This window comes from Microbispora sp. ZYX-F-249 (genome assembly GCF_039649665.1).
Taxonomy (GTDB): Bacteria; Actinomycetota; Actinomycetes; order Streptosporangiales; family Streptosporangiaceae; genus Microbispora; species Microbispora maris.
On record NZ_JBDJAW010000006.1, the window covers coordinates 106,717 to 131,301 of the forward strand.

At 71.5% G+C, this 24,585-nt stretch carries 23 protein-coding genes; 6 read left to right on the top strand and 17 right to left on the bottom strand.

Features of this window, described 5'->3' with window-relative positions; all coding sequences use genetic code 11:
• Positions 1-96: 96 nt before the first annotated feature.
• The gene (locus tag AAH991_RS10070; RefSeq protein WP_346225496.1) at positions 97-1,515 is read right to left on the bottom strand and encodes an MFS transporter; all 1,419 of its coding nucleotides are present in this window, start codon (positions 1,513-1,515) and stop codon (positions 97-99) included.
• A gap of 103 nt (positions 1,516-1,618) precedes the next feature.
• Here AAH991_RS10070 and AAH991_RS10075 point away from each other — a divergent pair, with 103 nt between their 5' ends.
• Complete coding sequence (locus AAH991_RS10075; protein WP_346225497.1) at positions 1,619-2,077, top strand: MarR family winged helix-turn-helix transcriptional regulator; 459 nt, start codon at positions 1,619-1,621, stop codon at positions 2,075-2,077.
• A 32-nt stretch (positions 2,078-2,109) separates the two neighbouring features.
• On the opposite strand, the gene AAH991_RS10080 is transcribed toward AAH991_RS10075, so the two are convergent.
• Positions 2,110-2,928 (bottom strand): VOC family protein, encoded by an 819-nt coding sequence (locus AAH991_RS10080; protein ID WP_346225498.1) that lies wholly within the window; start codon positions 2,926-2,928, stop codon positions 2,110-2,112.
• Between the two features lie 72 nt (positions 2,929-3,000).
• Complete coding sequence (locus AAH991_RS10085; protein ID WP_346225499.1) at positions 3,001-4,203, bottom strand: MFS transporter; 1,203 nt, start codon at positions 4,201-4,203, stop codon at positions 3,001-3,003.
• Between the two features lie 58 nt (positions 4,204-4,261).
• Here AAH991_RS10085 and AAH991_RS10090 point away from each other — a divergent pair, with 58 nt between their 5' ends.
• Positions 4,262-5,266, top strand: coding sequence for an ArsR/SmtB family transcription factor (locus AAH991_RS10090; RefSeq protein ID WP_346225500.1), 1,005 nt, complete (start codon positions 4,262-4,264; stop codon positions 5,264-5,266).
• Here AAH991_RS10090 and AAH991_RS10095 read toward each other — a convergent pair.
• The 11 genes from AAH991_RS10095 to AAH991_RS10145 form a co-directional block, all read right to left on the bottom strand.
• Positions 5,256-6,542: a thymidine phosphorylase gene (locus tag AAH991_RS10095; RefSeq protein ID WP_346225501.1), complete on the bottom strand. Its 1,287-nt coding sequence runs from the start codon at positions 6,540-6,542 to the stop codon at positions 5,256-5,258. The two genes, AAH991_RS10090 and AAH991_RS10095, sit on opposite strands and share 11 nt — an antisense overlap.
• 10 nt (positions 6,543-6,552) lie before the next feature.
• Positions 6,553-6,942 carry a cytidine deaminase gene (locus AAH991_RS10100; RefSeq protein WP_346225502.1) on the bottom strand — a complete coding sequence of 130 codons (390 nt, stop codon included), beginning with the start codon at positions 6,940-6,942 and terminating at the stop codon, positions 6,553-6,555.
• Entirely contained in the window at positions 6,939-8,210 is a 1,272-nt protein-coding gene (locus AAH991_RS10105) for an ABC transporter permease (protein WP_346225503.1), read from the bottom strand. Before AAH991_RS10105 ends, AAH991_RS10100 begins: the two co-directional genes overlap by 4 nt.
• 49 nt (positions 8,211-8,259) lie before the next feature.
• Positions 8,260-9,390 (bottom strand): ABC transporter permease, encoded by a 1,131-nt coding sequence (locus AAH991_RS10110; RefSeq protein ID WP_346225504.1) that lies wholly within the window; start codon positions 9,388-9,390, stop codon positions 8,260-8,262.
• Positions 9,387-10,925, bottom strand: coding sequence for an ABC transporter ATP-binding protein (locus AAH991_RS10115; protein ID WP_346225647.1), 1,539 nt, complete (start codon positions 10,923-10,925; stop codon positions 9,387-9,389). Before AAH991_RS10115 ends, AAH991_RS10110 begins: the two co-directional genes overlap by 4 nt.
• Positions 10,926-11,026: 101 nt before the next feature.
• Positions 11,027-12,094, bottom strand: coding sequence for a BMP family lipoprotein (locus AAH991_RS10120; RefSeq protein ID WP_346225505.1), 1,068 nt, complete (start codon positions 12,092-12,094; stop codon positions 11,027-11,029).
• Between the two features lie 168 nt (positions 12,095-12,262).
• Entirely contained in the window at positions 12,263-13,291 is a 1,029-nt protein-coding gene (locus tag AAH991_RS10125; RefSeq protein ID WP_346225506.1) for a BMP family lipoprotein, read from the bottom strand.
• Between the two features lie 95 nt (positions 13,292-13,386).
• A complete protein-coding gene (locus AAH991_RS10130; protein ID WP_346225507.1) occupies positions 13,387-14,883 on the bottom strand; it encodes a serine/threonine-protein kinase in 1,497 nt (498 codons plus the stop codon).
• A 46-nt stretch (positions 14,884-14,929) separates the two neighbouring features.
• Complete coding sequence (locus AAH991_RS10135) at positions 14,930-16,171, bottom strand: amidohydrolase (RefSeq protein ID WP_428833967.1); 1,242 nt, start codon at positions 16,169-16,171, stop codon at positions 14,930-14,932.
• Between the two features lie 238 nt (positions 16,172-16,409).
• A complete protein-coding gene (locus AAH991_RS10140) occupies positions 16,410-17,582 on the bottom strand; it encodes a glutamate--cysteine ligase (RefSeq protein ID WP_346225508.1) in 1,173 nt (390 codons plus the stop codon).
• A 66-nt stretch (positions 17,583-17,648) separates the two neighbouring features.
• Positions 17,649-17,849, bottom strand: coding sequence for an SCO4848 family membrane protein (locus AAH991_RS10145; RefSeq protein ID WP_169985388.1), 201 nt, complete (start codon positions 17,847-17,849; stop codon positions 17,649-17,651).
• Between the two features lie 93 nt (positions 17,850-17,942).
• Between AAH991_RS10145 and AAH991_RS10150 the strand changes: the two genes are divergently transcribed.
• Complete coding sequence (locus tag AAH991_RS10150; RefSeq protein ID WP_346225509.1) at positions 17,943-19,208, top strand: D-alanyl-D-alanine carboxypeptidase; 1,266 nt, start codon at positions 17,943-17,945, stop codon at positions 19,206-19,208.
• Positions 19,209-19,242: 34 nt separating this feature from the next.
• Here AAH991_RS10150 and AAH991_RS10155 read toward each other — a convergent pair whose 3' ends face one another.
• Positions 19,243-20,106 (bottom strand): SDR family oxidoreductase, encoded by an 864-nt coding sequence (locus tag AAH991_RS10155; protein ID WP_346225510.1) that lies wholly within the window; start codon positions 20,104-20,106, stop codon positions 19,243-19,245.
• A 119-nt stretch (positions 20,107-20,225) separates the two neighbouring features.
• Between AAH991_RS10155 and AAH991_RS10160 the strand changes: the two genes are divergently transcribed.
• On the top strand, positions 20,226-20,831 hold the full coding sequence (locus AAH991_RS10160; protein ID WP_346225511.1) for a TetR/AcrR family transcriptional regulator: 606 nt from the start codon (positions 20,226-20,228) through the stop codon (positions 20,829-20,831).
• A 30-nt stretch (positions 20,832-20,861) separates the two neighbouring features.
• On the opposite strand, the gene AAH991_RS10165 is transcribed toward AAH991_RS10160, so the two are convergent.
• Together AAH991_RS10165 and trpS are read right to left on the bottom strand one after the other, a co-directional pair.
• Entirely contained in the window at positions 20,862-21,824 is a 963-nt protein-coding gene (locus AAH991_RS10165; protein ID WP_346225512.1) for a YihY/virulence factor BrkB family protein, read from the bottom strand.
• A 79-nt stretch (positions 21,825-21,903) separates the two neighbouring features.
• Entirely contained in the window at positions 21,904-22,917 is a 1,014-nt protein-coding gene (gene trpS, locus AAH991_RS10170; protein ID WP_346225513.1) for a tryptophan--tRNA ligase, read from the bottom strand.
• Positions 22,918-23,049: 132 nt separating this feature from the next.
• Here trpS and AAH991_RS10175 point away from each other — a divergent pair, with 132 nt between their 5' ends.
• Positions 23,050-23,628 carry an RNA polymerase sigma factor gene (locus AAH991_RS10175; protein WP_346225514.1) on the top strand — a complete coding sequence of 193 codons (579 nt, stop codon included), beginning with the start codon at positions 23,050-23,052 and terminating at the stop codon, positions 23,626-23,628.
• Entirely contained in the window at positions 23,625-24,560 is a 936-nt protein-coding gene (locus tag AAH991_RS10180) for a CU044_5270 family protein (RefSeq protein WP_346225515.1), read from the top strand. The genes AAH991_RS10175 and AAH991_RS10180 overlap by 4 nt, the downstream gene beginning before the upstream one ends.
• Positions 24,561-24,585: the final 25 nt, after the last annotated feature.

The window sequence follows — 24,585 nt, forward strand, 5'->3', positions numbered from 1 at the left end:
GTCCCCGCGCCGCGCCCGCCTTCCTCCCCCGCGCTGCGCGGACAAGGGAAAGGGGCGCCCCGGTGACCGGGACGCCCCTCCGGACCGGTGGACGGGTCAGACCATCTCCAGCACCGGTTCCTCCCGTGCCTCGACCGGCTGCCGCCTGAACCGGAGCCCGGTGAGGGCGACGGCCAGGCCGACAAGGGCGAACCCGGCCGAGACCACGATCGCGGCACGGAACCGGGCGATCGGGTCGCCGCCGTCCGCCCCCGAGGTCAGGACGGCGGTGACGATCGCCAGCACCACTGCTCCGCCGACCTGGCCGGAGGTGTTCAGCAGGCCCGAGGCGAGCCCCTGCTCCTCGTCGTCCACTCCGGCGGTCGCCTGGATGTTGAGCGAGGGGAACGACAGCGCGAACGCGATGCCCAGCAGGACCATGCCCGGCAGCACCATCGTGAGCAGCTCGGGGTGGAGATCCACCCGCAGGAACATCGCGTACCCCGCGAGCAGCGCCACCGAGCCCACCACGATCAGCCGCGCGGTGCCGAAGCGGTCGGCGAACCCGCCCATCTTGGTCGAACTGACCGCGACCAGCAGCCCGGACGGCAGGAACGCGAGAGCGGTCTCCAGGGCGCTCCAGCCCAGCAGGTTCTGGAAGTACTGCATCGCCACGAACTGGAAGCCGACGTACGACCCGAACAGGATGACCAAGCCGATGTTGGCCCGGACGAGCGGCGCGGAGCGCAGGATGCCGAGCCGGACCAGCGGGTGCCGAACCCGGCGCTCCAGCCAGACGAACAGCCCGATCAGGGCGGCGGCCCCGGCGAGCGACAGTACGGTGCGCACCACGCTCACCTTGGGCGCCTCCACCACGGCGAAGACCAGGAGAAGCATGGCCGCCGTGATGGTGGCGGCGCCGAGGAGGTCATGGCCGCCCTCGCCGCGCTCCTCGCCCCGATCGAGGAGCCGCGCCCCGGCCGCCAGAGCGATGATCGCGACAGGCACCGGCATGAAGAACGTCCAGCGCCATCCGATCTCGGTGAGCAGGCCGGACAGAACCAGCCCGAGCGAGAACCCGCTGGCGCCGCAGGCGGTGAAGATGCTCAGAGCCCGGTTGCGGGCGGGGCCCTCGGCGAAGGTCGTGGTGATGATGGACAGCGCGGCGGGCGCGGTGAACGCGGCGCTGACGCCCTTGACGAAGCGGGCCGCGATCAGCAGCGTCCCGTCGCTCATCAGCCCGCCGAGCAGCGAGGCGACCGCGAAGACGGCCAGGGCCGACAGGAACACCCGGCGGCGCCCGAGCAGATCGGCGGTCCGGCCCCCGAGCAGCAGCAGACCGCCGTATCCCAGCACGTAGCCGCTCACCACCCACTGGAGTGACGAGGTGGACATCCCGAGATCAGCCTGGATGGACGGGAGCGCCACCCCGACCATCGACACGTCGAGGGCGTCGAGGAACACGACGGCGCAGAGGACGGTGAGAGCACCCCACAGGCGGGCCCCCCAGCGCTCGTCCTGAGTGGAGGAAGTCATGGCAAGGGAAGTTACATGCACATGCATTCAATGCACAAGCAATTAATGCGTTTGCATCTATTGCGTACGCATGGTATGGTCGCGCGAAGAAAGGCGGTCTCATGTGAACGACACCGACACCGGCTTCGTGGTCATGGCCTGGCGCGAACTGCTCGCCCGGTACTCCGAGGTGTCGTGCGCGCTGGAGCGGGAGCTGAGCGACAGGCACGGGCTCGGCGTGAGCGAGTTCGAGGTGCTGGAGCGCCTGGTGGAGACGCAGTCGCCCTGCGCGGAGCCGGGGGCGGCCAAGTTCCGCGTGCAGGAGCTCGCCGGCCAGGTACACCTGAGCCAGAGCGCGCTGTCGCGCCTCATCGCCCGGCTGGAACGCGAAGGGCTGGTCGCCCGCGCGATGTGCGAGGCGGACAGGCGCGGGGTGTTCGTCCACATCACCGAGGAAGGCCGGCGGCGGCACGCGGAGGCGATCCCCACCCATCGGGCCGTCCTGTCCGCGCACCTGTTCCCGCACCTCGTGAACGCCGGCTACGCGCCTCCCGTCCCGGACGACGCGCCCCGCCCCGCCTGATGGAAGCGCCTCCTGACCGAAGCGCCGGACGGTCAGGAGGGGCGGAGGGGGACACCGTCGGGGTCGGCGAGCAGGCCGTCCGCCGCGACGCGCGCCCCGGCGGCCACAAGCCGCGCCGCCTCCTTCTCCGGATCCTCGACGGCGACGGCGATGTGCCGGAAGCCGTGCCGGCCCGGATCGGGGGTCCACGGGCTCGCGGTCGTCGGGGCGGTGAACGTGAACACCTCCAGAACCGCGTCCCCGGCCAGCAGATAGGTGATCAGGAAGCCCCGGGGGTCCTGGTCCTGCGTTATCTGGCCGATCACCTCGTAGCCGAGCGTGTCCCGGTAGAAGGCCAGCGCCGTGCCGAGATCGGCGGACGTGACCGCCACGTGGTCGAAGACCGGCGGCGCCGTACGCGGCCTGGCCAGGGCGGCCAGCCGTTCCCGCTCGGCGAGTTCGGGCGAGGCGACCCGGTGATACCGGAGGTGGTTGTCGGTGATCTCCAGATGGGTGCCGTCCGGGTCCTGGAAGAACGCGATGCGCACGCCGCCGACCGCGTCGAGCGGCGGCAGCGTGAAGGGCACGCCGGCGTCACGGACGCGCTCCGCCCGCAGGTCGACGTCGCCGACCTTGAAGCCGATGTGCCGGATGCCGCGCTGGAGGTCGTCGTTCACCCAGCCGCCGAGATCGCCGTCGCCCGTCTCGACCAGCTTGAGCAGCACGGACCCCGCCGGCAGCCAGGCGACACCCGGGCTTGCGGCCGGCCCCTCGGCGGGGGTGAGATCCAGCAGATCCCGGTAGAAGTCGAGCGAGCGGGCCAGGTCGGCGACGCCGATCTCGACATGCCGGATACCCCGCTGATCGGACATGGCTCTCCCCTCTGCGCGTCCGGCCGGTCCGGCACGGCACGACAACCCTGGCATACCGCCTCGTACGACCGATCACGCCGCCCTGCCGGCAGGCGCGGAGGAGCGGGCCTCCACGGCCGCGCCGGCCCGCAGCCCGGGCGCCAGCGCGAGGGTGACCGCGACGGAGGCCACCGCCATCACGCCCATGGCGGCCGCGGCCGAGGTGACCTGGGCCACCGCCCCCGCGATCGCCGCGCCGACCCCCTGCATGGTGAGCACGCCGGACGACTGCAGCCCGAGCGCCTGCCCGCTCATCTCCTCCGGGGTGACGGCCATGAGACGTTCCTGGAGCAGCAGGCCGGCCGAGTATCCGGCCGAGGCGAGCACGACGGCGGCGACCGCGACCGGCGGGGACGGGTGGACGAGGAAGACCAGGTACGGCACGGCGAGCAGCAGCCGCAGCGGAGCGCTCAGCCGCTCGCGCCACCGCTTCGGGACGAACCGCCCCATCAGCGTGTCACCGGTGAGCATCCCGGCGGCGGCGCAGGCGAACAGCAGCCCCGCGTTTGAGGCGTCGTAGGCGACGTACAACGACTCACATCCGACGATCAGGCCGTTCGGCACCCAGAGAGCCAGGTACAGCCGGCGGCGCTCCCCCGACGACCAGAGGGCGCGGTTGGTCCTCCAGGTCTGCGCGGGCGAGGGCCGCCCCTGGGCGCGGGGCGGGCGGGCGGTGAGTCCCCACCGGGCCACGATCGCCGCGACGAGATACAACCCCGCCGCCGTCAGCAGGGTGCCGCGGGGCGACAACGCGGTCATGAGCGCACCCCCGGCGACGAATCCGATGATCTGCTGCACGCCGACCGACATGCCGAGCACCGATCGGCCGAGCAGATAGCCGTCCTTGGGCAGGATCTCGTTGAGCAGCCCGAACCGGACCCCGCCGCCGAGCGAGGCGGCGAGCCCGATGCCGAGGACGACGGCGAACACCGCCCACAGCGGCAGGCCGGGTAGCGCGAGCACGACCGTGCCGGCGGAGAAGACCAGCGCCAGGCCCGTCAGCGCGGCGCGCGGAGGCAGCCGGTCGGCGGCCGACAGCAGCACGGTCGCCCCGAGCACCTGCGCGAAGGACCCGCCGAACATGCTCAGGGCCGACAGCAGCGGCGACCGCGTCGTCCCGTACACGAGCGTGCCGAGCGCCAGGCCGCTCACGGTCGAGGCCGCCACCTGCGCTGACGTCACGGTGAACAGCGGCGTGTACTCGGGGGTACGGAAGAGGTCCCGGTAAGTGCGCATGACGGGAGCTTCGACGACCTTCATGTGCCGCCGGTATTGTTTCGCGCGGAGGCGAAACATGGGCTGGTGGCTGGTCAACGCCGACACACTCGCGGAGAGCCGGTTCGTCATCTCCCCGCTCGCCGAGGCCACCGCCTGCCTCTGGACGCTGGAGAAGGCGTCGGCGGCGCATCCGGGCGAGCGGGAGTGGCTCGACGAGCACCTGCCCGCCTACCGGGCCCGCCTGGCCGCCGACCCGGTCACGGCGCTGCTGCTGAAGGCCGCGCGGGGACGCAACTGGACCGCCGACTTCCTCACGCCCGCTCCGACCGGCGAGGGCGAGCCCGCCTTCGCCGAAGAGCTGGCCCGTGTCCGCGCGACGCCGCCCGAGACCGCGCACGCCGACATCGAGGTGGCGCTGCGCGGCCCGCTGCCGGAGCAGCTGCGCCGTCCCGACCTGCCCGAACGCGCGGCCGGCCTGTTGGAGTGGGTGTGGACGCGCACGGTGCTGCCCGACTGGCCGCGCCGCCGTCGGGTCGCGGAGGCCGACATCGTCGCCCGCGTGGGCCGCATGAGCCAGGGCGGCTGGGCCGCCGTCCTGGACGACATGCGCACGGGCATGCGCTGGCTCGGCGGCAACCGGCTGCAGATCAACACCTACGACTACCCGCCGAGGCGGATCGGCGGGGCCAGGCTGATGTTCGTTCCCGTCACCCCCCGCCAGGCATGGACCGCCTGGACGGCGGGCCGGCACTACGCCCTGGTCTATCCCTGCTCGGGAGCGCTGGCCGAGCCCGGCCGTGCGCCGGTGCCCGAGGCGCTCGGCAGGCTGCTCGGCCCGGCGCGGGCGCGGGTGCTCGTGCTGCTCGCCGCGCCGAAGAGCACGACGCACCTCGTGGCGCTGACCGATCAGGGGCTGGGGTCGGTGGGCCGCCACCTCAAGGTGCTCCTCGACGCCGGTCTCGTACGGCGTCGCCGGGCCGGACGATCGGTCCTGTACTACCGCACGCCCCTCGGCGACGCCCTCGCGGCGAGCGACGCGGACGCGCGCGCTGCTCGCCCTCCGCCGACGCTCAGGCCGTGATGCGGTCGATCACCAGCGGCAGCAGGTCCGCGCCACCGTCCTCACCGATCTCGTACGCCCCCTCGAGAGCCTGGAGGGCCCGGTCGAACCGGCCGGCCTCGTCGGCGTACAGGGTCATCAGCGGCGTGCCCTCGCGTACGGCATCGCCCGGCTTGGCGTGCAGGACGACGCCCGCGCCCGCCGACACCGGGTCCTCCTTGCGGGCCCGCCCGGCCCCGAGGCGCCAGGCCGCCAGGCCGACCTTGAGCGCGTCGAGCGTGCGCAGCGTGCCCGAGGCGGGAGCGGTGACCACGGCCGACTCGGCGGCCTTCGGCAGCGGCGCGTCCGGGTCGCCGCCCTGCGCGGCGATCATCCGCCGCCAGGCGTCCATCGCCGAGCCGTCCTTCAGCGCCTCCTCGGGGTCCCTGGCGTCCGGCACCCCGGCGGCCTCCAGCATCTCCCGCGCCAGCCGCACGGTGAGCTCCACCACGTCGGCGGGGCCGCCGCCGGCGAGCACCTCGAGTGACTCCTCGACCTCCAGCGCGTTGCCGACCTTGAGACCGAGCGGCCGGTCCATCGCGGTCAGCAGGGCGACCGTGCGTACTCCGGCGTCGGTGCCGAGCTCGACCATCGTCCGGGCCAGCTCGCGGGCGTCGTCCACGTTCCTCATGAACGCGCCCGAGCCGGCCTTCACGTCGAGCACGAGCGAGCCGGTGCCCTCGGCGATCTTCTTCGACATGATCGAGGACGCGATGAGAGGGATCGACTCGACCGTGCCGGTGACGTCCCGCAGCGCGTAGAGCTTCTTGTCGGCCGGGGCGAGGCCCGCGCCCGCCGCGCACACGACCGCCCCGGCCGAGCGGATCACATCGAGCATCTCGTCGTTCGACAGGGACGCCCGCCAGCCGGGGATCGACTCCAGCTTGTCCAGCGTGCCGCCGGTGTGCCCGAGGCCGCGCCCGGACAACTGCGGCACGTACGCGCCGCAGGCGGCGACGAGCGGGGCCAGCGGCAGGGTGATCTTGTCGCCGACCCCTCCGGTGGAGTGCTTGTCGGCGGTGGGCCGGTCCAGGGAAGACCAGTCCATCCGCTCCCCCGACCTGATCATGGCCTGGGTCCAGTCCGCGATCTCCCTGCGGTTCATGCCGTTGAGCAGGATCGCCATCAGCAGCGCCGACATCTGCTCGTCGGCCACCTCGCCCCGCGTGTACGCGTCGATCACCCAGTCGATCTGGGCGGTCGACAGCTCACCGCGGTCGCGCTTGGCGATGATGACCTCGATCGCGTCGAACCCCACACTTCCCCCTTTATCGCGACAGATCCTCGGGGCCGAAGGCGAACGGCAGGAAATCGGCCATCCGCATCGGCCCGTCAGGCGTCTCCACCAGCAGGTCCCGCCCGCCGTGCTCGAACAGCAGCTGGCGGCAGCGGCCGCACGGCATCAGCAGCTCGCCGTGGCCGTCCACACAGGTGAAGGCCACCAGCCGGCCGCCGCCGCTCGCGTACAGCGCCGAGACGAGCCCGCACTCGGCGCACAGCCCCACGCCGTACGACGCGTTCTCCACGTTGCAGCCGGTCACGACCCGGCCGTCGTCGACGAGCGCCGCCGCGCCCACGGGAAACTTCGAGTACGGCGCGTACGCGTGGGTCATGGCCTCGCGGGCCGCGACCCGCAGCGCCTCCCAGTCGATGCTCATTTCGCCTGCCCCCTTCGATACGGGACGCCGTCCGCCGCCGGCATGCGCAGCCGCTGCGAGGCCAGCGACAGCACCAGGAGCGTGGTCAGGTGGGGGGTGAACGACGTGAACTGCTCCGGCACGGTGTCCGTCGCCGCGAACACCACGTACACCGCGATCGCCACGACCCCGGTGAGCAGGGCCGCGACCCCGCGCCGCTGCCGTACGAGCTGGTAGACCGCCACGGCGGCGAGCAGCAGCGCGACGACCAGCAGCAGCGCGTGCACCGAGATGCCGCCCTGACGGAGCTGGAGGGCGTCGGTGTAGCCGAACAGCGCCGCGCCTCCGGCGAGCCCGCCCGGACGCCAGTTGCCGAAGATCATGGCGGCCAGGCCGATGTACCCGCGGCCGCCCGTCTGCCCGTCCCGGTAGATGCCCGCCGCCACGATCGACAGGAACGCGCCGCCGAGCCCGGCGAGCACGCCGGAGACGATCACGGCGGCCCACTTGTACAGGTAGACGTTGACACCCAGCGACTCCGCCGCGACCGGACGCTCGCCGCACGCCCGCAGGCGCAGGCCGAACGGCGTGCGCCACAGGATGTAGAACGACAGCGGGATCAGCAGGATCGCCAGGATCGTGAACCAGGACACGCCCTGGGTGATGCCCCGCAGCACGCCCGCGAAGTCCGACAGGACGAACCAGTGCTTGGCCTCGACGGTCCGCAGCGGGTCGTCGAGGAAGCCCAGGCTCACCGTGCCCATCTTGGGCAGCGGCGGCGAGTTCTTCGTCCCGCCGCCCGGCATGCCGTCGAAGACGAGCTGGGAGAGGTACTGGGTGAAGCCGACGCCGACGATGTTGATCGCCACGCCGGAGATGATGTGGTCGACGCCGAAGGTCACGGTGGCGACGGCGTGGATCACCGCGCCCAGCGCCCCGCCGACGGCGCCGGCGACCACTCCCGCCCAGGGGCTGTGGAACTGGAGGGCGCCCCAGGCGCCGAACCAGGTGCCGAGCACCATCATGCCTTCGAGGCCGATGTTGACCACGCCGGCCCGCTCCGACCACAGGCCGCCGAGACCGGCGAGCCCGATCGGCACGGCGAGACCGAGCGCGGCGCTGACCGTGCCCGCCGAGGTGATGTCGTTCGCCCCGGTCACCAGCCGCGCGACCGACAGCAGCACCACCAGCCCGGCCAGGCCGAGCAGGAGGACCGGCGCCGACAGCCGGAAGCGACGCGCCGGGGGCGTCTCGACCGGGCGGTCGACCGGAAGGTCCGTCGCCGTCATGCCGTCTCCTCGATTCCGTCCGGCCCGCCGCGTTCGCCGCTTCGCTCGCTCATGCCGCCGCCTCCGCCTTCGGCGCCTCCTGCGGCGTGGCCAGCTGGCGGCCGACCCGGCGCTGTTCCGCCACCATCCGGTATCGGTGGACCAGCTCGTACGCGATGATCACGGAGAGCACGACCACGCCCTGCATGATCTGGACGATCTCCTTGGGGATGTCGAGCAACTGGAGCTGGTTGGAGGAGTTGTACAGGAAGCTCCACAGCAGCGCGCCGATCGCCATGCCGACCGGATTGTTGCGCCCGAGCAGGGCGATCGCGATGCCGGTGAAGCCGAGATCGGTCGGGAAGTTGTTGCTGTACTTGTAGGAGGCGCCGAGCAGCTCCGGCATCCCGATCAGACCGGCGACCGCCCCCGACATGACCATCGTGACGACGATCATCCTCTTCACGCTGACGCCGCTGGCCACCGCCGCGGACTCGGACTTGCCGGTCGCCCGCAGCTCGAAGCCGAACCGGGTGCGGTTGAGCACGACCCAGTACGCGACGCCGAGCAGGACCGCGACCACGATGAACCCGTTGACCAGCACCGGTGTGCCCGCGATGAGCGGGATGCCCGGCATGTGCGCGTCGTCGGGGATCGGCCGGGTGCCGAGGTCGTTGCCGGTGAGCACGCCGAAGTGCTCGCTGACCAGCCACGACCCGAGGCCGGTGGCGATCGCGTTCAGCATGATGGTCGAGATGACCTCGCTCACGCCCCGGTAAACCCGGAGCAGTCCGGCGATCGCGGCCCACAGGGCGCCGACGACCACCGCGGAGACCACCACGAGGACGATGTTGAGCACCCCGGGCACCACGGCGGCGCCGCCGACGGCGGCGGCGACCACGGCCGCGAGGCGGTACTGACCGTCCACGCCGATGTTGAAGAGGTTCATCCGGAACCCGACGGCCACCGCGAGCGCGGAGATGTAGTACATGACCCCGGTGTTGAGGATCATGGCCATCGACCGCGGCTGGGTGCCGTAGTCCGCGAGCGTGGTGAACGCCTCCACGGGCGCCTTGCCCGCGATGAGCAGGACCACCGAGGTGATCAGCACCGCGAAGACGACCGCGATGATCGGCGCGGCCACGGCGAGCCAGCCGCCCAGCCGCACCCGGCCGAGCATCCGGTCGAGAAACCCGTTCATACCGCTTCCTCCCCGGCGCCGGTCATCGCCGAGCCCAGTTGCTCGGGCGTCACGTTCGCGGGATCGACGTCGGCGACGATCCTGCCGCGCAGGATCACCTTGAGCGTGTCGGACAGCCCGATCAGCTCGTCGAGGTCCGCGGAGATGAGCAGCACGGCCAGGCCGGCGGCGCGTGCGGTGCGCAGGTGGTCCCAGATCGCCGCCTGCGCGCCGATGTCCACGCCCCGGGTGGGGTGGCTGGCGATCAGCAGCACGGGGTCGCCGCTCATCTCCCGCCCGACGATCAGCTTCTGCTGGTTGCCGCCGGACAGCGTGGCCGCGTCCACGTCGATGCCGGGGGTGCGCACGTCGTACTCCTCGACGATGCGCCGGGTGTCGGCCCGCGCGCCGGCGCGGTCGATCCACGGGCCCTTGACGTTGGGTTTGCGCGTCTGGTGACCGAGGATGCGGTTCTCCCAGAGCGGCGACTCCAGCAGCAGGCCGTGCCGGTGGCGGTCCTCGGGGATGTAGCCGATGCCGCCCGCGCGCCGCCTGAGGGTCGACCACTGGGAGATGTCGGCGCCGCCGAGGGTGAGCGTGGCGACCTCACACGGGCGCATGCCCATGATCGCCTCGACCAGTTCCGCCTGGCCGTTGCCCTCGACGCCCGCGATGCCGAGCACCTCGCCCTTGCGGATGTCGAAGCTCACGTGCTCGACCACCGGCCGCCCGTCACCGGTGCGCACGGTCAGGTCGCGTACGGACAGGGCGACGACGTCGGTGACGGTCGACTCGCGGGTCTCGGGGCTGGGCAGCTCGCTGCCGACCATGAGCTCGGCGAGCTTGCGGGAGGTCACCTCCCGGGGATCCACGGTCGCCACGGTGGTCCCGCGCCGGATGACGGTGATCTCGTCGGCGACCCGCAGGACCTCGTCCAGCTTGTGCGAGATGAACAGGATCGTCAGCCCCTCGCGGACCAGTCCGCGCAGGTTGTCGAACAGCTCCTCGACCTCGTGGGGCACGAGCACGGCGGTCGGCTCGTCCAGGATCAGGATGCGGGCGCCCCGGTAGAGCACCTTCAGGATCTCCACCCGCTGCCGGTCCCCGACGCCCAGGTCCTCGACCGGCACATCGGGCCGTACGCCCAGCCCGTACGCGTCGGAGATCTCCTTGATCTTCTTGCGCGCGGCGGCGAAGTCGAGGGCGACGCCGCCGCGGCGCGGCTCGCTGCCCAGGACCACGTTCTCCAGCACGGTCAGGTTGTCGGCCAGCATGAAGTGCTGGTGGACCATGCCGATGCCCGCGTCGATCGCGTCGGCGGGGGTGTGGAAGCCCACGGGCTTCCCGTCGACGCGGATCTCTCCCTCGTCGGGGCGCTGCATCCCGTACAGGATCTTCATCAGCGTTGACTTCCCCGCGCCGTTCTCGCCGACGAGGGCGTGGATGTGCCCTTTGGCGACGCGGAGGTGGATGTCGCTGTTGGCGACGACTCCCGGGAACCTCTTGGTGATCCCGGTGAGCTCTACTGCGGGTTCCGTAGCGGTCGCGGCGGTAATGTCGGCCTCCTCCTGGCGGAGTGCCCGGTGACGGTCAAGTGGTAGTGAGAGTAGAGCAAAGGGCCCGGGGCGGGTGCCTCCGGGCCCCTCTTTTACGCAGGTCAGGACGTCGGGACCGTGATCTCGCCGTTGATGATCTTCTGCTTGTACTCGTCGATCTTCGACTTGATGTCGTCGATCTTGCCGCCGGTCGTGGAGTAGTCCACGCCGCCCGCCTTGAGGTCGTAGACCGACGGGCCCGACTTGACCGCACCGGTGGTGTAGTTCTTCAGGAAGTCGAAGACCGCCACGTCGACCTTCTTGATCATCGAGGTGATGATCACGTCCTTGAAGTCGGCGTACGCCGGGAGCGCCGCCTGGTCGGAGTCGACGCCGATGGCCGTCGCCTTAGCGGCCTTGGCCGCCTCGAAGACGCCCGCGCCGGAACCGCCGGCCGCCTGGTAGACCACGTCCGCACCGGCGTCGTACATGCCCTGCGCGGCCGTCTTGCCCTTGGCCGGGTCACCGAAGCCGCCGAAGTCCGGGGGCTGGGTGAGGTACTTGCTCTGGATCTTGATGTCCGGCTTGACGGCCTTCGCGCCGGCCGCGAAGCCCGCCTCGAACTTGTGGATCAGCGGCACGTCGACGCCGCCCACGAAGCCGACGTTGCCCTTCTCGGACTTGAGCGCCGCCGCGACGCCGACCAGGAACGACCCCTGCTCCTCGGCGAACATCAGGTTCGTGATGTTGTCGCCCTTCGCGGCGTCGTCGTCCACGATGGCGAACTTGACGTCGGGGAACTCCTTGGCGACCTTCGCCACGGAGCCGGAGTAGGCGAAGCCCACCGCGATGACCGGGTTGTAACCCCCGGAGGCGAGCAGCCGCAGCCGCTCCTCCTTCTGGGCGTCGGTCTCGCCCGCGGTCGCCTCCAGCTCCTTCTTCTCGACCTTGAGCTCCGACGCGGCCTTGTCCAGGCCGGCCGCGGCCGCGTCGTTGAAGGAACCGTCGCCACGGCCGCCGATGTCGTACGCCAGGCCGACCTTGGTCTGCGCGGCGGCGGGCGCGGAGGACGCGCCGGCCGAGGCCTCGGTCGTGGTGCTCTCGCTGCCACCTCCACACGCGGCGGCGGCCATGAGCAAGGCACCGCCCGCGGTGGCGGCGGCCAGTCTGCTGATTCGATTGTGGAGCAAGGTCGTGACTCCCCTTCCGTTCCCCGCCCGTCTGACTCTCGTCGCACGCACGCAGGAACGCACGGCAACCCTGCACGGAAGATAGTTGTTTGACCTGCATAGACCAAACCCGCACACCAGTCCGCAACATGTCCGTTATTGAGCCCAGTCCGCACCGTGACCGGGGCGTCAGCCTGGGGAAACCTTGACCCTGCCGTGGATGATCTCCTGCTTGAGCTGTTCCAGCCGCGGCTGGATGTCCGTGATGTGGCCGCCGGTGAGGCTGTAGTCGACACCGCCGAGCTTCAGGTCGTACACCACCCGACCGCTGGTGACGGTCCGATCGGCGACGTCGGCGAGGTAGTCGTAGACCGCGACGTCGATCCTTTTGATCATCGAGGTCAGGATCACGTCGCGAACGGCGGGATCGGCGCTCTTGGCCTGGTCGTAGTCGACGCCGATCGCCCATGCCCCCGCGCACTTCGCCGCGCGGAACACCCCGGCCCCCGAGGCCCCGGCCACCTGGTAGATCACGTCGGCTCCCGCGCGGTACATGCGCCGGGCGGCCCTGCGCGCCTTCGCCGGGCTCTCGAATCCGCGGAGGTCGTGGGGGCCGGTGAGATGGACGATCCTGATCCGCGCCCGCGGGTTCACGTGCTTCACACCCTGGACGTAGCCGACCTCGAACTTCCTGACCAGCGGGGAGCGGTTGCCCCCGACGAAGCCGACGTCGCCGGTGCGCGACTTCATGGCCGCCGCCGCGCCCATCAGGAACGAGCCCTGCTCCTCGGCGAACAGCAGGTTCGTGATGTTGGGACCCGACACGGACGGCTCGTCCAGGATGGCGAAACGTGTCCGGGGGAACCGCGGAGCGATGCGCCTCAGCGCCGGTGCGTACGAGTAGCCGACGGCGATGATCGGGTCGTACCCGGCCTCGGCGAGCGCCCGCACCCGCTCCACCTTGCGGCGGGCGGGCTCGCCCCGCGCGGCCGCCACCTCCTTCACCCGCATTCCGCTCAGATTGCGCTTGGCCTCGTCGATCCCGGCGGCCGCGGCGTCGTTGTACGACTTGTCGCCCCGTCCGCCGATGTCGTACGCGAGCCCGACCCGCAGCGGGCCGGTGTGTGGCGGCGCGGCGTCCGCCCCGCCGCGGCATCCCGCCGCGGCGGCGACGGCGAGGGCGACGGCGCCCGCCGTCACCGCCCGGATCGCCCGCAATCGGACCTCCTAACCAGGGTGGTCCCACTGTCCGCGATACCCCTCGACGAGGGCGGAGAACGCGCCGCGCCTCTGACAGGTTTATTCCATTTGAGTTAGTTTGTGCGGGTAATGGATCCGGAATAGCGGGCGGCCTCTTCGCCTTCGCGCGTCACCTCGAAGCCGGCGGCGCTCTCGCCCCGCCATGTGATCGTGACCTTTCCCGGATGACAGGCGTCGCCTTTCACCCGGTCGAGGGTCAGCACGAGCACCGCGTCCGACCCGCCCGCGGGGGTGAGGCGGCCGGAGCAGTGCAGGTCGGCGCCCCACCGCATCCGCGCCGGTTCGGCGAGACGGATCTCGACCGGGAAGACCCGGCCGGCCGAGGGGTGGGTGGCGACGCCTGTCCACGTCCCGTCCGGGTGCGCGGGCCCGTGGTCCGTCAGCGCCCACGCGACGCCCAGCGCGGCGAGGACGGCGACGGCCGCGATCGAGGCGGCCAGTGCCACCACGCGCGCCCGCCCGGGACGCCGTCCGCCGGTCCCGCCGTGCGCCACCCGCTCGTTCTCCGTCCGGTCGTTCTCCGTCCGGTCGTTCTCCGTCCGGTCGTTCTCCGTCCGGTCGTTCTCCGTCCGCTCGGGCTCGGTCCGCTCAGCCACCGTCCGCTCGGGCGCCTCCCGGTCGGGCCCCTCCCGGTCGGGCACCGTCCGCTCGGGTCCGGCCGGATACGGCCCGGTGGCAGTGGGCACGGGAGGATTCGGCCCCGGAGGACCCGGCACGGAAGGACCCGGTCGCCCCGGGGCCCGGCCGAGCAGGGCGCTCAGCACCTGCCCCGCGTCCGGCCGGTCGGCCGGCTCCGCAGCCAGGCACGCCACGACGAGGTCTTTCAGCAGGCCGGTGAGCGGCCCGAGGTCCGGGGCGCCGTACAGGATGCGGGCCATCACGGCCGCGTGCGTCTCGCCGGTGTAGGCCTGCCTGCCGCTCGCCGCGTAGACGAGCGTGAGCGCCCAGCAGAACATGTCCGCCGCCGGCCCCGCGGGCCGCCCCTGAAGCTGTTCGGGGGCGATGTAGGCCGGGGTGCCGACCGGGTCTCCCGTCGTCGCGGTGGCGTCGGCGAGGCGGGAGATGCCGAAGTCGACGACCCGCAGCCCGTCGGAGCCGAGGAGCACGTTGCCCGGCTTGAAGTCGCGGTGGACGACCCCCGCCCGGTGGATCGCGGCCAGAGCGGTGGCCGTCCCCACGGCGATGCGGTCGAGGTCCCCGCCCGTCCGCGGGCCCGCCGCCCGCACGTGCTCCCGCAGGGACGGGCCGTCGACGTACTCGCTCACGATGTACGGCCGGTCGCCGTCCAGGTCGGCGTCGAGGACCTGTGCGGTGCAGAAGGGCGCCACCCGGCGCACCGCCTCGATCTCCCGGGCGAACGCGCGCCGGGCGGAGGCGTCGTCGAGCCGCGCGTGCAGGAGCTTCACGGCCACCGGCCCGCCCGACGCGCCTGCCGCGCCTGCCGCACCGAGGAAGACGACTCCCTGGCCGCCTACGCCGAGGCGGCCGGTGAGGCGGTAGTCCCCGAGGTGCCGGGGATCTTCCGGGCGCAGGGGGGATGCGTCGGGCATGGGCGGCGTACGGCTCGGCGGGGTCGGCCGGTTCGACGGACGGGGGTCAGCGGGCGCCGCCCCACAGCGCGGTCAGCGCCGTGGCGGCGAGCACCTTGACGCCGATCCCGATCGCCCGCTCGTCGACGTCGAACTGCGGCCTGTGGAGGTCGACCTCGTCGACGGCCCCCACCGGCCGGGTGCCCAGCCGGGCGAGCGCGCCGGGCACCGACTCGAGGTACCAGGAGAAGTCCTCGCCGCCGAGGCTCTGCGGCGTGGGCACGGCCGCCCCGTCGCCGACGATCTGGTTCACCGCGTCGTGCAGCATCTGGATGCTGGTGGCCTCGTTCACCGTGGGCGGAGTGCCGCGCCGGTAGTCGATCTCGGCGTCCACGCCGTACGCGCCCGCGACCGAGTCGAGCAGGGTCTTGACCATGTCGGGGGCCTGGTGCCAGGCCTCCTCGTCGAGCGACCTGACCGTGCCCTGGGCCACCCCGACGTCCGGGATCGCGTTGGCCACCGAGCCCGCGGAGATCTGCCCCCAAACGAGGCTGAGGCTGGAGCGGGGGTCCACGCGGCGCGACAGCGCGGCCGGCAGCTCGGTGACGATCTTGCTGAGCGCGTAGACCAGGTCCACGGTCAGGTGCGGCCGGGCGGTGTGCCCGCCCGGACCCGCGACCCGGATGCGCAGGCTGTCGCAGGACCCGGTGATCGGGCCGGTCCGCAGGCCGACGTGACCGACGTCGAGACGCGGGTCGCAGTGCACCGCGAAGATCCGGTCGACCTCGTTCAGGCCGCCGTCGCGCATGACCTCCAGTGCGCCGCCCGCGACCTCCTCGGCGGGCTGGAAGATCAGCCGCACCCGGCCGGGGAGGGCTCCCGCGTCGGCCTGCGACGCCAGGAACAGCCCCGCGCCGAGGACGACCGCCGTGTGCACGTCGTGACCGCAGGCGTGGCACGCGTTCGAGTTCGTGGAGCGGTAGGGGACGTCCTTCTCGTCCTCCATGGGCAGCGCGTCGATGTCCGCGCGCAGGGCGACCGTGGGGCCCTCGTCCCGGCCGAGGTCCACCCACAGGCCGGTGCCGCGCGACAGCGGGTGCGGGGTGAGCCCGGCGTCCGTCAGCCGCTCAGCGATCTTCTCGGTCGTGCGATGCTCGCTGAAGGCGATCTCCGGGTGCGCGTGTACGTCGCGCCGGAACTCGATCAGCTCATCGTTGTGCCCGCGAAGGAATTCCGCCAGTTGCCCGGCCAGGTCGCTACTTCCCGGCACGGCCGCGTCCGGCGCTGCGAGCTTCGATGAGGTGGCCACGGAACTTCCCTTCTCCGGCGAGCCGTCCCGCCACGGGTCGCCGGATCACCATATGATCATGCAAAGTCACAAAAAAAGCCCAAAAGGGTCGAGCGGGCGCCTCGCCTCCACCGACCCTTCATTCACAATCCTTTCACGCCGCGACCCTCCGATACGGCGGATTGCCCAGTATTTACACCGGCCTCCGCACGTTGTCAGAACTGAGGCACTGTTGCCGGACATGTCAGGCCCTACCCAGTCAGCTGCCCGATTGTCCGATCTCGCGGTTGGGGTTCGAGGTCACGAACCTGTCCTCCGCGAGCTCGATGAGCGTGGCGTCGACCACGTCCTGGAGGGTCCCTCCGTCGGCGAGGATCGCCCGCTGGCGCTCGGATGAGCTGCCCTGCTCCAGCACCTCGGTCACGACCGCCAGTTCGTCGACGCAGCCGAGCCGCTCGGCGACCGGTTCGAGTTCGCGCTGAAGTTCATACAATACGTCGCGCACCGGCGCCGTGGAGCCATGGTCATCGGTGATGACGTCCGCGTCGAGGCCGTACCGCGTGGCGCGCCACTTGTTGTCGCGCACCACCCACGCCGCCGGATGCGGCAGCTTGTACCCCCGGTCGAGCTGCTGGTCGAACTGCTGCACGAGGCACTGGGACAGCGCGGTCACCATGCCCACCTCGCGCGGCGTCGGGATCCCGTCGAACATCCTGATCTCGATGGTGCCGAAGTCGGGATGCGGCCGGATGTCCCACCACACCTCCTTGATGCTGCGGATCGTACCCGCCCGCAGCAGTGTGTCCATGTACTCCTCGAACTCGGCCCAGTCCGCGAGCAGGTGCGGCGGCCCGGCCGTGGGCAGCGAGCCGAAGACGATGGCCCGGCTCGACGCCAGCCCGGTGTCCTGCCCGCCCCAGTAGGGGCTGGAGGAGGTGAGCGCGAGGAAGTGCGGCAGGTACGCCGCGAGGGCGTTGACGATCGGGATGACCTTGTCCCGCTCCTTGACCCCCACGTGGACGTGCACGCCGAACGTCTGGATCCGCCAGGCGAGCCACTGCATCTCCTCGACCAGCTCCACGTAGCGCTGACTGGGCGCGTAGACCGCGTCACGCCAGTCGCTGATCGCGTGGGTCCCCGTGCAGGCGAGTCCCATGCCGCGCGGCTCGACGGCCTCGGTCAGCCGCTCGAGGCTCTTCTTCAGGTCCTGCACCGCCTCCGCCACGGTGTGGCAGACGTCCGTGACGATCTCGATCTGCGACTGCATGAGCTCGTGCATGGCCTTGGGCCGCTGCCCCTCGCTGAGGTCGGGCACCGCGGCGAGCACCTCTTTGGCGTCCTGGCGGAGATGACGCGTGTGCCTGTCGACGAGCTGAAGCTCCCACTCCACGCCGAGCGTCGCGCCACGCGAGGGATTGAAGTCGATCGCCAAAGCTTGCCTCCATCACGTTCGGTCCCTGTGGACACTCAGGTCACATCGGACAAGGTCGTTTCCAGGTCAGGCCCTACCCCTCATCCATCCCCGCACGCCGACGGCACCGAGCGCCAGTGCCAGGAGGATGTTCACCGCGACGAGCACGCCGTGGACGACGTAGAAGGACGTCTCATGCCCGTCGGCGAGATTGAAGGCGAGGTTGATCCATTCGAAGATCATGAAGGCGGCGAGTGCCACGAGAAAGACCGATACACGTCTCGTCATGACTCACAGTATCGGCGGCCCCCGCGTGGCCCTGTGGCATATGGGGCATATGTCGCTTCATGCGAAGGCAGTCGAGGCTAGGCTGAGCCATCTATGCGGACGAACCATCGTGTCCTCGCCGCCGTGACGACGGCGGGGGTGCTGACGACGGCGCTGCTCGGCGCCCCTCCCGCCGCGGGCGCGCCGGCCGTGCCGGACCTGGCGTCGCGGGAGACCGGCACGGCCGTGGCGGAGAACGGCACGGGAAACGGCACCGTCGGCGGGGACCTGCTCGCCGGCCACGGGATCATCGCCCCCGCGGGCGTCAAGGCGCCGCCGAAGACCGAGGCCTCGTCGTACGTCATCGCCGACGCCGAGACCGGCCAGGTGCTCGCGGCCAAGGACCCGCACGGGCACTACCTGCCGGCGAGCACGCTCAAGACGCTGACGGCCGTCACGCTGATCCCCAAGCTCGACAAGAACCGCAAGGTCAAGCCGAGCGAGGAGGCCTGCAACGTGGAGGGCAGCGCCGTCGGCATCGTCCCCGAGCCGATCTACAAGATCGACGACCTCATGCGGGCGCTGCTCATGGTTTCCGGCAACGACGCGGCGGTCGCGCTCGCCGAGGCCAACGGCGGCCTGAAGAAGACGCTCGCCGACATGAACAAGGAGGCCCGCAGGCTCCAGGCGTACGACACGGTGGCCAAGACGCCGAACGGCCTGGACCAGCCGGGCCAGCGCAGCTCGGCCTACGACCTCGCGCTGATCGCCCGGGCCGGGCTGGCGATGCCGGACTTCCGCGAGTACGTCGGCACGAAGGTCGCCAAGTTCCCCGCGCCCAAGGACTACCTCAAGAAGGACAAGAAGAAGAAGCGCCGCGACGACGCCGAGGCCAGCGAGTCCCCCCGGCCCGCCTACTACGAGATGGCCAACCACAACAGGCTGCTGGGGCGCTACAAGGGCATGCTCGGCGTCAAGAACGGCTGGACGTCCAAGGCCCTGGGCAGCTTCGTGGGCGCGGCCAGGCGCGACGGCCACACCGTCATCGTCGCGATCATGCATCACCCCGGCGGCTTCTGGGAGGAGGTCTCCAAGCTGCTCGACTGGGGCTTCGCCGCGAGGGGCAAGGTGACCCCGGTGGGCGAGCTGGTCGCGCCCGTGCCCGACCCCAAGCCCTCGTCCTCCCCCCTGGCCGTACGGCCCGCCTCTCCGACGCCGGGGACCGCGGGCGCGGCCCGGGCACGCGGCGAGGACCCCGCGTCGAAGGGTTCCGGCGTGGCCACTCCCCTGCTGATCGGCGGCGGCGCCCTCGTGGTCCTCGCCGCCGGCGCGTACGGCCTGCGCCGGCGCCGCAGGACGCCCGGCGACGCGGCCGGCTGATGCCTCCCCCGCCGATGCCCGCCCCGTCGCGGCACTAGAGATCGGGAGGGGCGGGGATGGCGTGCTCGGCGGCGCGGCTGACCTCCTCCCAGCGGGCCCACGTCTCCATGCGGCGGCGTGAGACGTCGAAGGCCAGGTCGTAGGCCGTGCCGCCCAGCAGCAGCCGCAGCGGGGGGTCGTCACTGCCGACGAGCTTCAGCACGGCCGCGGCGGCCAGCCGGGGATCGCTGTCCACCGACCCCTCGGCCCACTGTTTCTCCAGCTCGGCCCGCAGAGGGGCGTAGTCCGGCAGCGGCGTGGCCGTGGTCATGCCGGCGTACAGGCCGGTCCAGTAGCCGCCGGGCTCGACGATGGTGAGCTTGACCCCGAACTGCGCGGCCTCCATCGCCAGCGCCTCGCTCATGCCCTCCAGGGCGAACTTGCTCGCGCTGTACAGCCCCGTGGTGGGGAAGCCGCCGAGCGCCCCGATGCTGGAGATCTGCACGATGTGCCCGGACCCCTGGGCGCGCAGGCAGGGCAGGACGGCCTGACCGACCCACAGCGCGCCGAAGAAGTTCGTCTCCATCTGCGCCCGGGCCTCGGCCTCGGTGAACTCCTCGACCATTCCCATGGACAGGACGCCGGCGTTGTTGACCACGACGTCGAGCCGGCCGAAGCGCTCGGTCGCCCGGGCGACCGCGGCGAAGACCGCGGCGCGGTCGGTGACGTCCAGCGGGAGCACGAGCAGCCTGTCCTCGTATGCGGCGGCCAGGTCCCCCAGCGGTGCCACGGTCCTGGTCGCGGCGACCACCCGGTCCCCGGTCTCCAGCGCGGCCCGGGCGAAGGCGCGGCCGAGGCCCCGCCCCGCCCCGGTGATGAACCAGACCCGTCCCGGACCTGCGGTCGTCGGCGTACGCATGGCGGCTCCATTCCCGAAAGTAGACGATACGGTTCGTCTTGGCTCTGTCGATCCTCATGTCACTCACGGGAACTTGTCAAGACGGATCGTCTCGTCTCGCCTCTGGTAGGTTCGTGGCCATGACGGCACAGCACGGCACGGCCCCCGGCACCAGACGCCGCAGCGAGGCCTCGCGGCGGGCCATCCTCACCGCGGCGTTCGAACTCGTCGGCGAGGTCGGTTACGCGAAGCTGAGCATCGAGGGGATCGCCGCCCGGGCCGGGGTCGGCAAGCAGACCATCTACCGATGGTGGCCCTCCAAGGGCGCGGTGCTCTTCGACGCGTTCCTCATGCTCTCCGAGGGGGAGGACGACTCGGCGGCCCTGCCCGACACCGGCGACCTGGAAGCCGACCTGAAGACGGTCCTGCGCGCCACCGTGGCCGAGCTGAACGACCCGCGCTACGACGAGCCGATGCGCGCGCTCACCACCGAGATCCTGCACGACCCCGCGCTCGCCGCGGCCTATGCCGAACGGCTCGACCGGCCGATGAAGGAGCTGAAGAAACAGCGGCTGCGCAGCGCGCAACGGGCCGGGCAGCTGTCCCGCGACCTCGACCTGGACGTCGCCGTCGAGATGCTGTGGGGACCGCTGCTCAACCGGTGGCTCCAGCGCGGCGGCCCGCTCACCCCCGAGTACGCCGACAGCGTCGTGGAGACCGCGCTCGACGGGTTGCGTCCGCGCTGAAGCGCGGTGGGGACGCGCCGAGGAGCGCGGTCAGGCGGGACCGGCGGTGGGCGTGATCGCGGGCGAAGGAAGCGGAGTCGGCTCGGGCGGCGGGCCGAGCGTGGCCGTCGCCGTCCACGCGGCGGCGTAGAGGATGACCCGGGCCGACAGGTTGATCCACAGCAGCAGCCCCACGACGACCGCGAACGTGCCGTACACCGGGTTGCGCAGGGTGGCGGCCAGGATCAGCGCCGCGAGCTGCTTGAGCACCCCGAAGCCGGCCGCGCCCAGCAGCGCGCCCTTGAGCACGACGAGGAACGGCTGCGACGGCTTGGCCACCCAGCCGAGGATGACCAGGAAGAGCAGCAGGTCGGCGAGGAGGCTCGCGGCGATCCCGGCGATCCAGACCCCGGCGCCGGCCAGCGGCGAGGAGCCCAGGCCCAGCCACCCGGCGACCGTGCTCGTGGCCCCGGTGGCGAACCCGCTCACGATCACCGAGATCAGCATGACGAGGCCCATGAGCACGAGCGCGACGAGGTCGCGGAGCTTGCCCAGGAAGTAGTTGAGCGGCGGCTCGCAGGTCATCCAGACGGTGCGCAGGGCCCCGCGCAGCGCGTCCATGGCGCCCAGCCCGGCGTACAGCAGGCCGAGCAGGCCGATGATCCCGGCCCGGGCCCGGGCCCCGGCGAGCTGGTCGATGTGGAGCTGATCCGCGAGCCCGGGAAGCTGGCTGTTGATCGCCTCGGTGAGCGTGGCGAGCGCGTCCGGGCGGACCGTCACGACGTACCCGAACAGGGCGAACGCCAGCGCGATCACGGGGAAGAACGACAGGAACGCGAAGTAGGTGATCGCGCCCGCCAGCCGGTCCCCCGACTGCACCTGGTAACGCTGCACGGTCCGGATGAGGTGGTCGAGCCAGGGGAAGCGGATCCGGTCACGCTCGATCCGCATCCGGCCCCACGCGCGGACCGCGTCGACGCGCCGCGTGACCTGGTCGACCAACGCCATCCCCATCGGCTTTGTCTACCCGGAGAAGGCGTGTCGATGCCTGCGGCGGACGCGGCCCGCGTCGGCGGCCGCGCTCGGTCGCGGTCTACTCGAAGTGCGGCGCGGGGAGAAGGCCGAGGCGCTCGCGGACCTGCTCCATCGTCTCGCGGGCCACCGCGCGGGCACGGGCGGCGCCCGCGACCAGCAGCCGGTCGAGCTCGGCCTCGTCGGCCAGCAGCTTCTCCGTACGCTCCCGGATCGGGGAGAACGTCTCGATGACGGCCTCGGCGACCTCCTTCTTGAAGGCGCCGTATCCCTGCCCGGCGAACCGCGTCTCCAGCTCGGGGATCGGCGTGCCGGTCAGCGCGGACAGGATCCGCAGCAGATTGGTGACGCCCGGCTTGTTCTCCTCGTCGGCCACGACCTCGCTGCCGGTGTCGGTCACCGCGCGCATGACCTTCTTGCGCAGGACGTTCGGCTCCTCGAGCACGTCGAGGATGCCCTGCGGGCTCGACGACGACTTGGACATCTTCGCGGTCGGGTCCTGGAGGTCGGTGATCTTCTCGACCTCCTTGAGGATGTACGGGCTCGGCACCTTGAACGTCTGGCCGTAGCGGCTGTTGAAGCGCTGCGCGAGGTCGCGGCTGAGCTCCAGGTGCTGCTTCTGGTCCACCCCGACCGGCACCTGGTCGGCCTGGTAGATCAGGATGTCGGCCGCCTGGAGGATGGGGTAGGTGAACAGGCCGACGCTGGCGGAGCTCTCGCCGTACCGCGCGGACTTGTCCTTGAACTGCGTCATCCGCCCGGCCTCGCCCATGCCGGTCTGGCAGATCAGGTACCAGGCGAGCTCGCTGTGCTCGCGCACGTGGCTCTGCGCGAAGACCGCGGCGCGCTCCGGGTCGAGCCCCGCGCCGAACAGCTGGGCGGCGGCGATCCTGGTGCGCCGGCGCAGCTCCTCGGGCTTGGGCGCGACGGTCAGCGCGTGCAGGTCGGCGATGAAGAAGAAGGCCTCATGGGTGTCCTGCAGCGCGACGTACTGGCGGATGGCGCCGAGATAGTTGCCCAGGTGGAACGAGTCTGCGGTGGGCTGGATACCGGACAGGACGCGAGCGAGAGCCATGCGCCAATTCTGTCAGCAGTCGCGGGCTGCCCGCGACAGACGCGGCGCGGAGCGGGCGCGGCGTCCCGTGAACCCGTTTGCCGACTCGTGTGAAAGACGGGCGACACTGCTTCCTTGGGAAGGCCCACCCACATGCCGCTCAGTACGACCCTGTCTGACGCCGCCCTCATCGAACGGTCGTGGCGAGATCCCGAGGATTTCGCCGTGCTGTTCGACCGGCATGCGGGACACATCCACCGTTATGTGGCCCGCCGGCTCGGCGACGACACGGCCGACGACGTCGTCTCCGAGACGTTCCTCGCCGCGTTCAGGCAGCGCCGCGACTACGACACCGCACGTCCGGAGGCCCTCCCCTGGTTGTACGGCATCGCGACCAACCTCATCCGCCGGCATCAACGCGCCGAGACACACCGCTACAAGGCGTACGCGAAGGTGGGCGTCCTTCCCGATGCGGACGACGCCGCGGATCACGCTCTCGATCGGGCGAGCGCGCATGCCGTACGCCGGCCTCTCGCCCGGGCCCTCGCCTCGCTGAAGGCCCGCGACCGTGACGTGCTCTTACTCGTGGCCTGGGCCGATCTCACCTACGAGGAGGTCGCGGGCGCCCTGTCCATCCCGATCGGAACAGTCCGTTCCCGCCTCAATCGCGCGCGGGCCACCGTCCGCGACGCCCTCGGCAGCATCGACCCCACGACGGAGCAGACCTCATGAACGAGCTGACCGACCTGACCGAGCTCCGTGACCTGTTCGCCGACAAGCCGCACCCCACGGCGGACCGTCTCGCTCCCGCCCGTACCGCCCTCCTGGCCGAAGCCCGCGCGAAGCGGCGGCCTCGGGCCCGCGCGGCCGGTCTGCGGCGTCTGATGCCGGCAGGCGGCCTGGTCGCGGCGATGGCAGCGGGAACGATCGCCGTCCAGACGCTCACCCCGTCCGCGCCCGCGAGCGCCGCCGAGGTCCTGAGACTGGCGGCCGAGGCCGCGACCGCCGTCTCATGGCCGGAACCCCGGGACGACCAGTACCTCCACTACGAGCTGATCGCGTATACGCGCAGCGAGGACGGGGTGCCCAACGTCGGTCCGCGCCACATCACGGGCGAGGTCTGGGCATCCGTCGACGGCTCCCGCCCGGGACTCCTGTGGCACAAGCCGGCGAGGTCCAGCCCCCGGGGCGACGAGTACAAGGAACTCCTGACCCGGTGCCCCTTCCAGCACGGCCGAACCTACGCCGACCTCCGCGGGTGGCCGACCGACCAGGAGCGGCTCCGGCACAAGCTGGCCGAACGCGGTGACGAGATGGTCCTCGGCAAGGACGCCGCGACCCGCACCTGGTACGGCGCCGTCAGCATCCTCGGCAGCCCGGTCCCGCCCAAGCTGCAGGCGGCCGTCTTCGAGATCACCGCGACCCTGCCGGGCATCGAGATGGAAGAACTGAAGGACGCCACCGGCAAATCGGGCATCGCCGTGACCCGAGCGGACGACCGGGGCCGCGAATCGCTCATCTTCGACAAGACCTCTTATGCCTTCCTCGGAGGCCAGGAACTCGCGCCGGGGCGAGGGCGCGAACTCTGGTCCGTGACCCGTCCGCGGATCACCGACGTACTCCCGGCCTGGTCCGCTTCGGTGAGGCGGAGAGGGTGCGCCTGAGCCCGCGCTCCCCGGAGCGCCCCCC

What these genes read in the sequence shown, in the direction of transcription:
- AAH991_RS10130 (WP_346225507.1), bottom strand. Translation starts at nt 14,883, where the DNA reads ATGCCCGACGCATCCCCCCTGCGCCCGGAAGATCCCCGGCACCTCGGG.
- AAH991_RS10085 (WP_346225499.1), bottom strand. Translation starts at nt 4,203, where the DNA reads ATGCGCACTTACCGGGACCTCTTCCGTACCCCCGAGTACACGCCGCTG.
- AAH991_RS10100 (WP_346225502.1), bottom strand. Translation starts at nt 6,942, where the DNA reads ATGAGCATCGACTGGGAGGCGCTGCGGGTCGCGGCCCGCGAGGCCATG.
- AAH991_RS10165 (WP_346225512.1), bottom strand. Translation starts at nt 21,824, where the DNA reads ATGGGGATGGCGTTGGTCGACCAGGTCACGCGGCGCGTCGACGCGGTC.
- AAH991_RS10180 (WP_346225515.1), top strand. Translation starts at nt 23,625, where the DNA reads ATGAACGAGCTGACCGACCTGACCGAGCTCCGTGACCTGTTCGCCGAC.
- AAH991_RS10105 (WP_346225503.1), bottom strand. Translation starts at nt 8,210, where the DNA reads ATGACGGCGACGGACCTTCCGGTCGACCGCCCGGTCGAGACGCCCCCG.
- AAH991_RS10160 (WP_346225511.1), top strand. Translation starts at nt 20,226, where the DNA reads ATGACGGCACAGCACGGCACGGCCCCCGGCACCAGACGCCGCAGCGAG.
- trpS (WP_346225513.1), bottom strand. Translation starts at nt 22,917, where the DNA reads ATGGCTCTCGCTCGCGTCCTGTCCGGTATCCAGCCCACCGCAGACTCG.
- AAH991_RS10110 (WP_346225504.1), bottom strand. Translation starts at nt 9,390, where the DNA reads ATGAACGGGTTTCTCGACCGGATGCTCGGCCGGGTGCGGCTGGGCGGC.
- AAH991_RS10145 (WP_169985388.1), bottom strand. Translation starts at nt 17,849, where the DNA reads ATGACGAGACGTGTATCGGTCTTTCTCGTGGCACTCGCCGCCTTCATG.
- AAH991_RS10150 (WP_346225509.1), top strand. Translation starts at nt 17,943, where the DNA reads ATGCGGACGAACCATCGTGTCCTCGCCGCCGTGACGACGGCGGGGGTG.
- AAH991_RS10070 (WP_346225496.1), bottom strand. Translation starts at nt 1,515, where the DNA reads ATGACTTCCTCCACTCAGGACGAGCGCTGGGGGGCCCGCCTGTGGGGT.
- AAH991_RS10090 (WP_346225500.1), top strand. Translation starts at nt 4,262, where the DNA reads ATGGGCTGGTGGCTGGTCAACGCCGACACACTCGCGGAGAGCCGGTTC.
- AAH991_RS10080 (WP_346225498.1), bottom strand. Translation starts at nt 2,928, where the DNA reads ATGTCCGATCAGCGGGGTATCCGGCATGTCGAGATCGGCGTCGCCGAC.
- AAH991_RS10175 (WP_346225514.1), top strand. Translation starts at nt 23,050, where the DNA reads ATGCCGCTCAGTACGACCCTGTCTGACGCCGCCCTCATCGAACGGTCG.
- AAH991_RS10155 (WP_346225510.1), bottom strand. Translation starts at nt 20,106, where the DNA reads ATGCGTACGCCGACGACCGCAGGTCCGGGACGGGTCTGGTTCATCACC.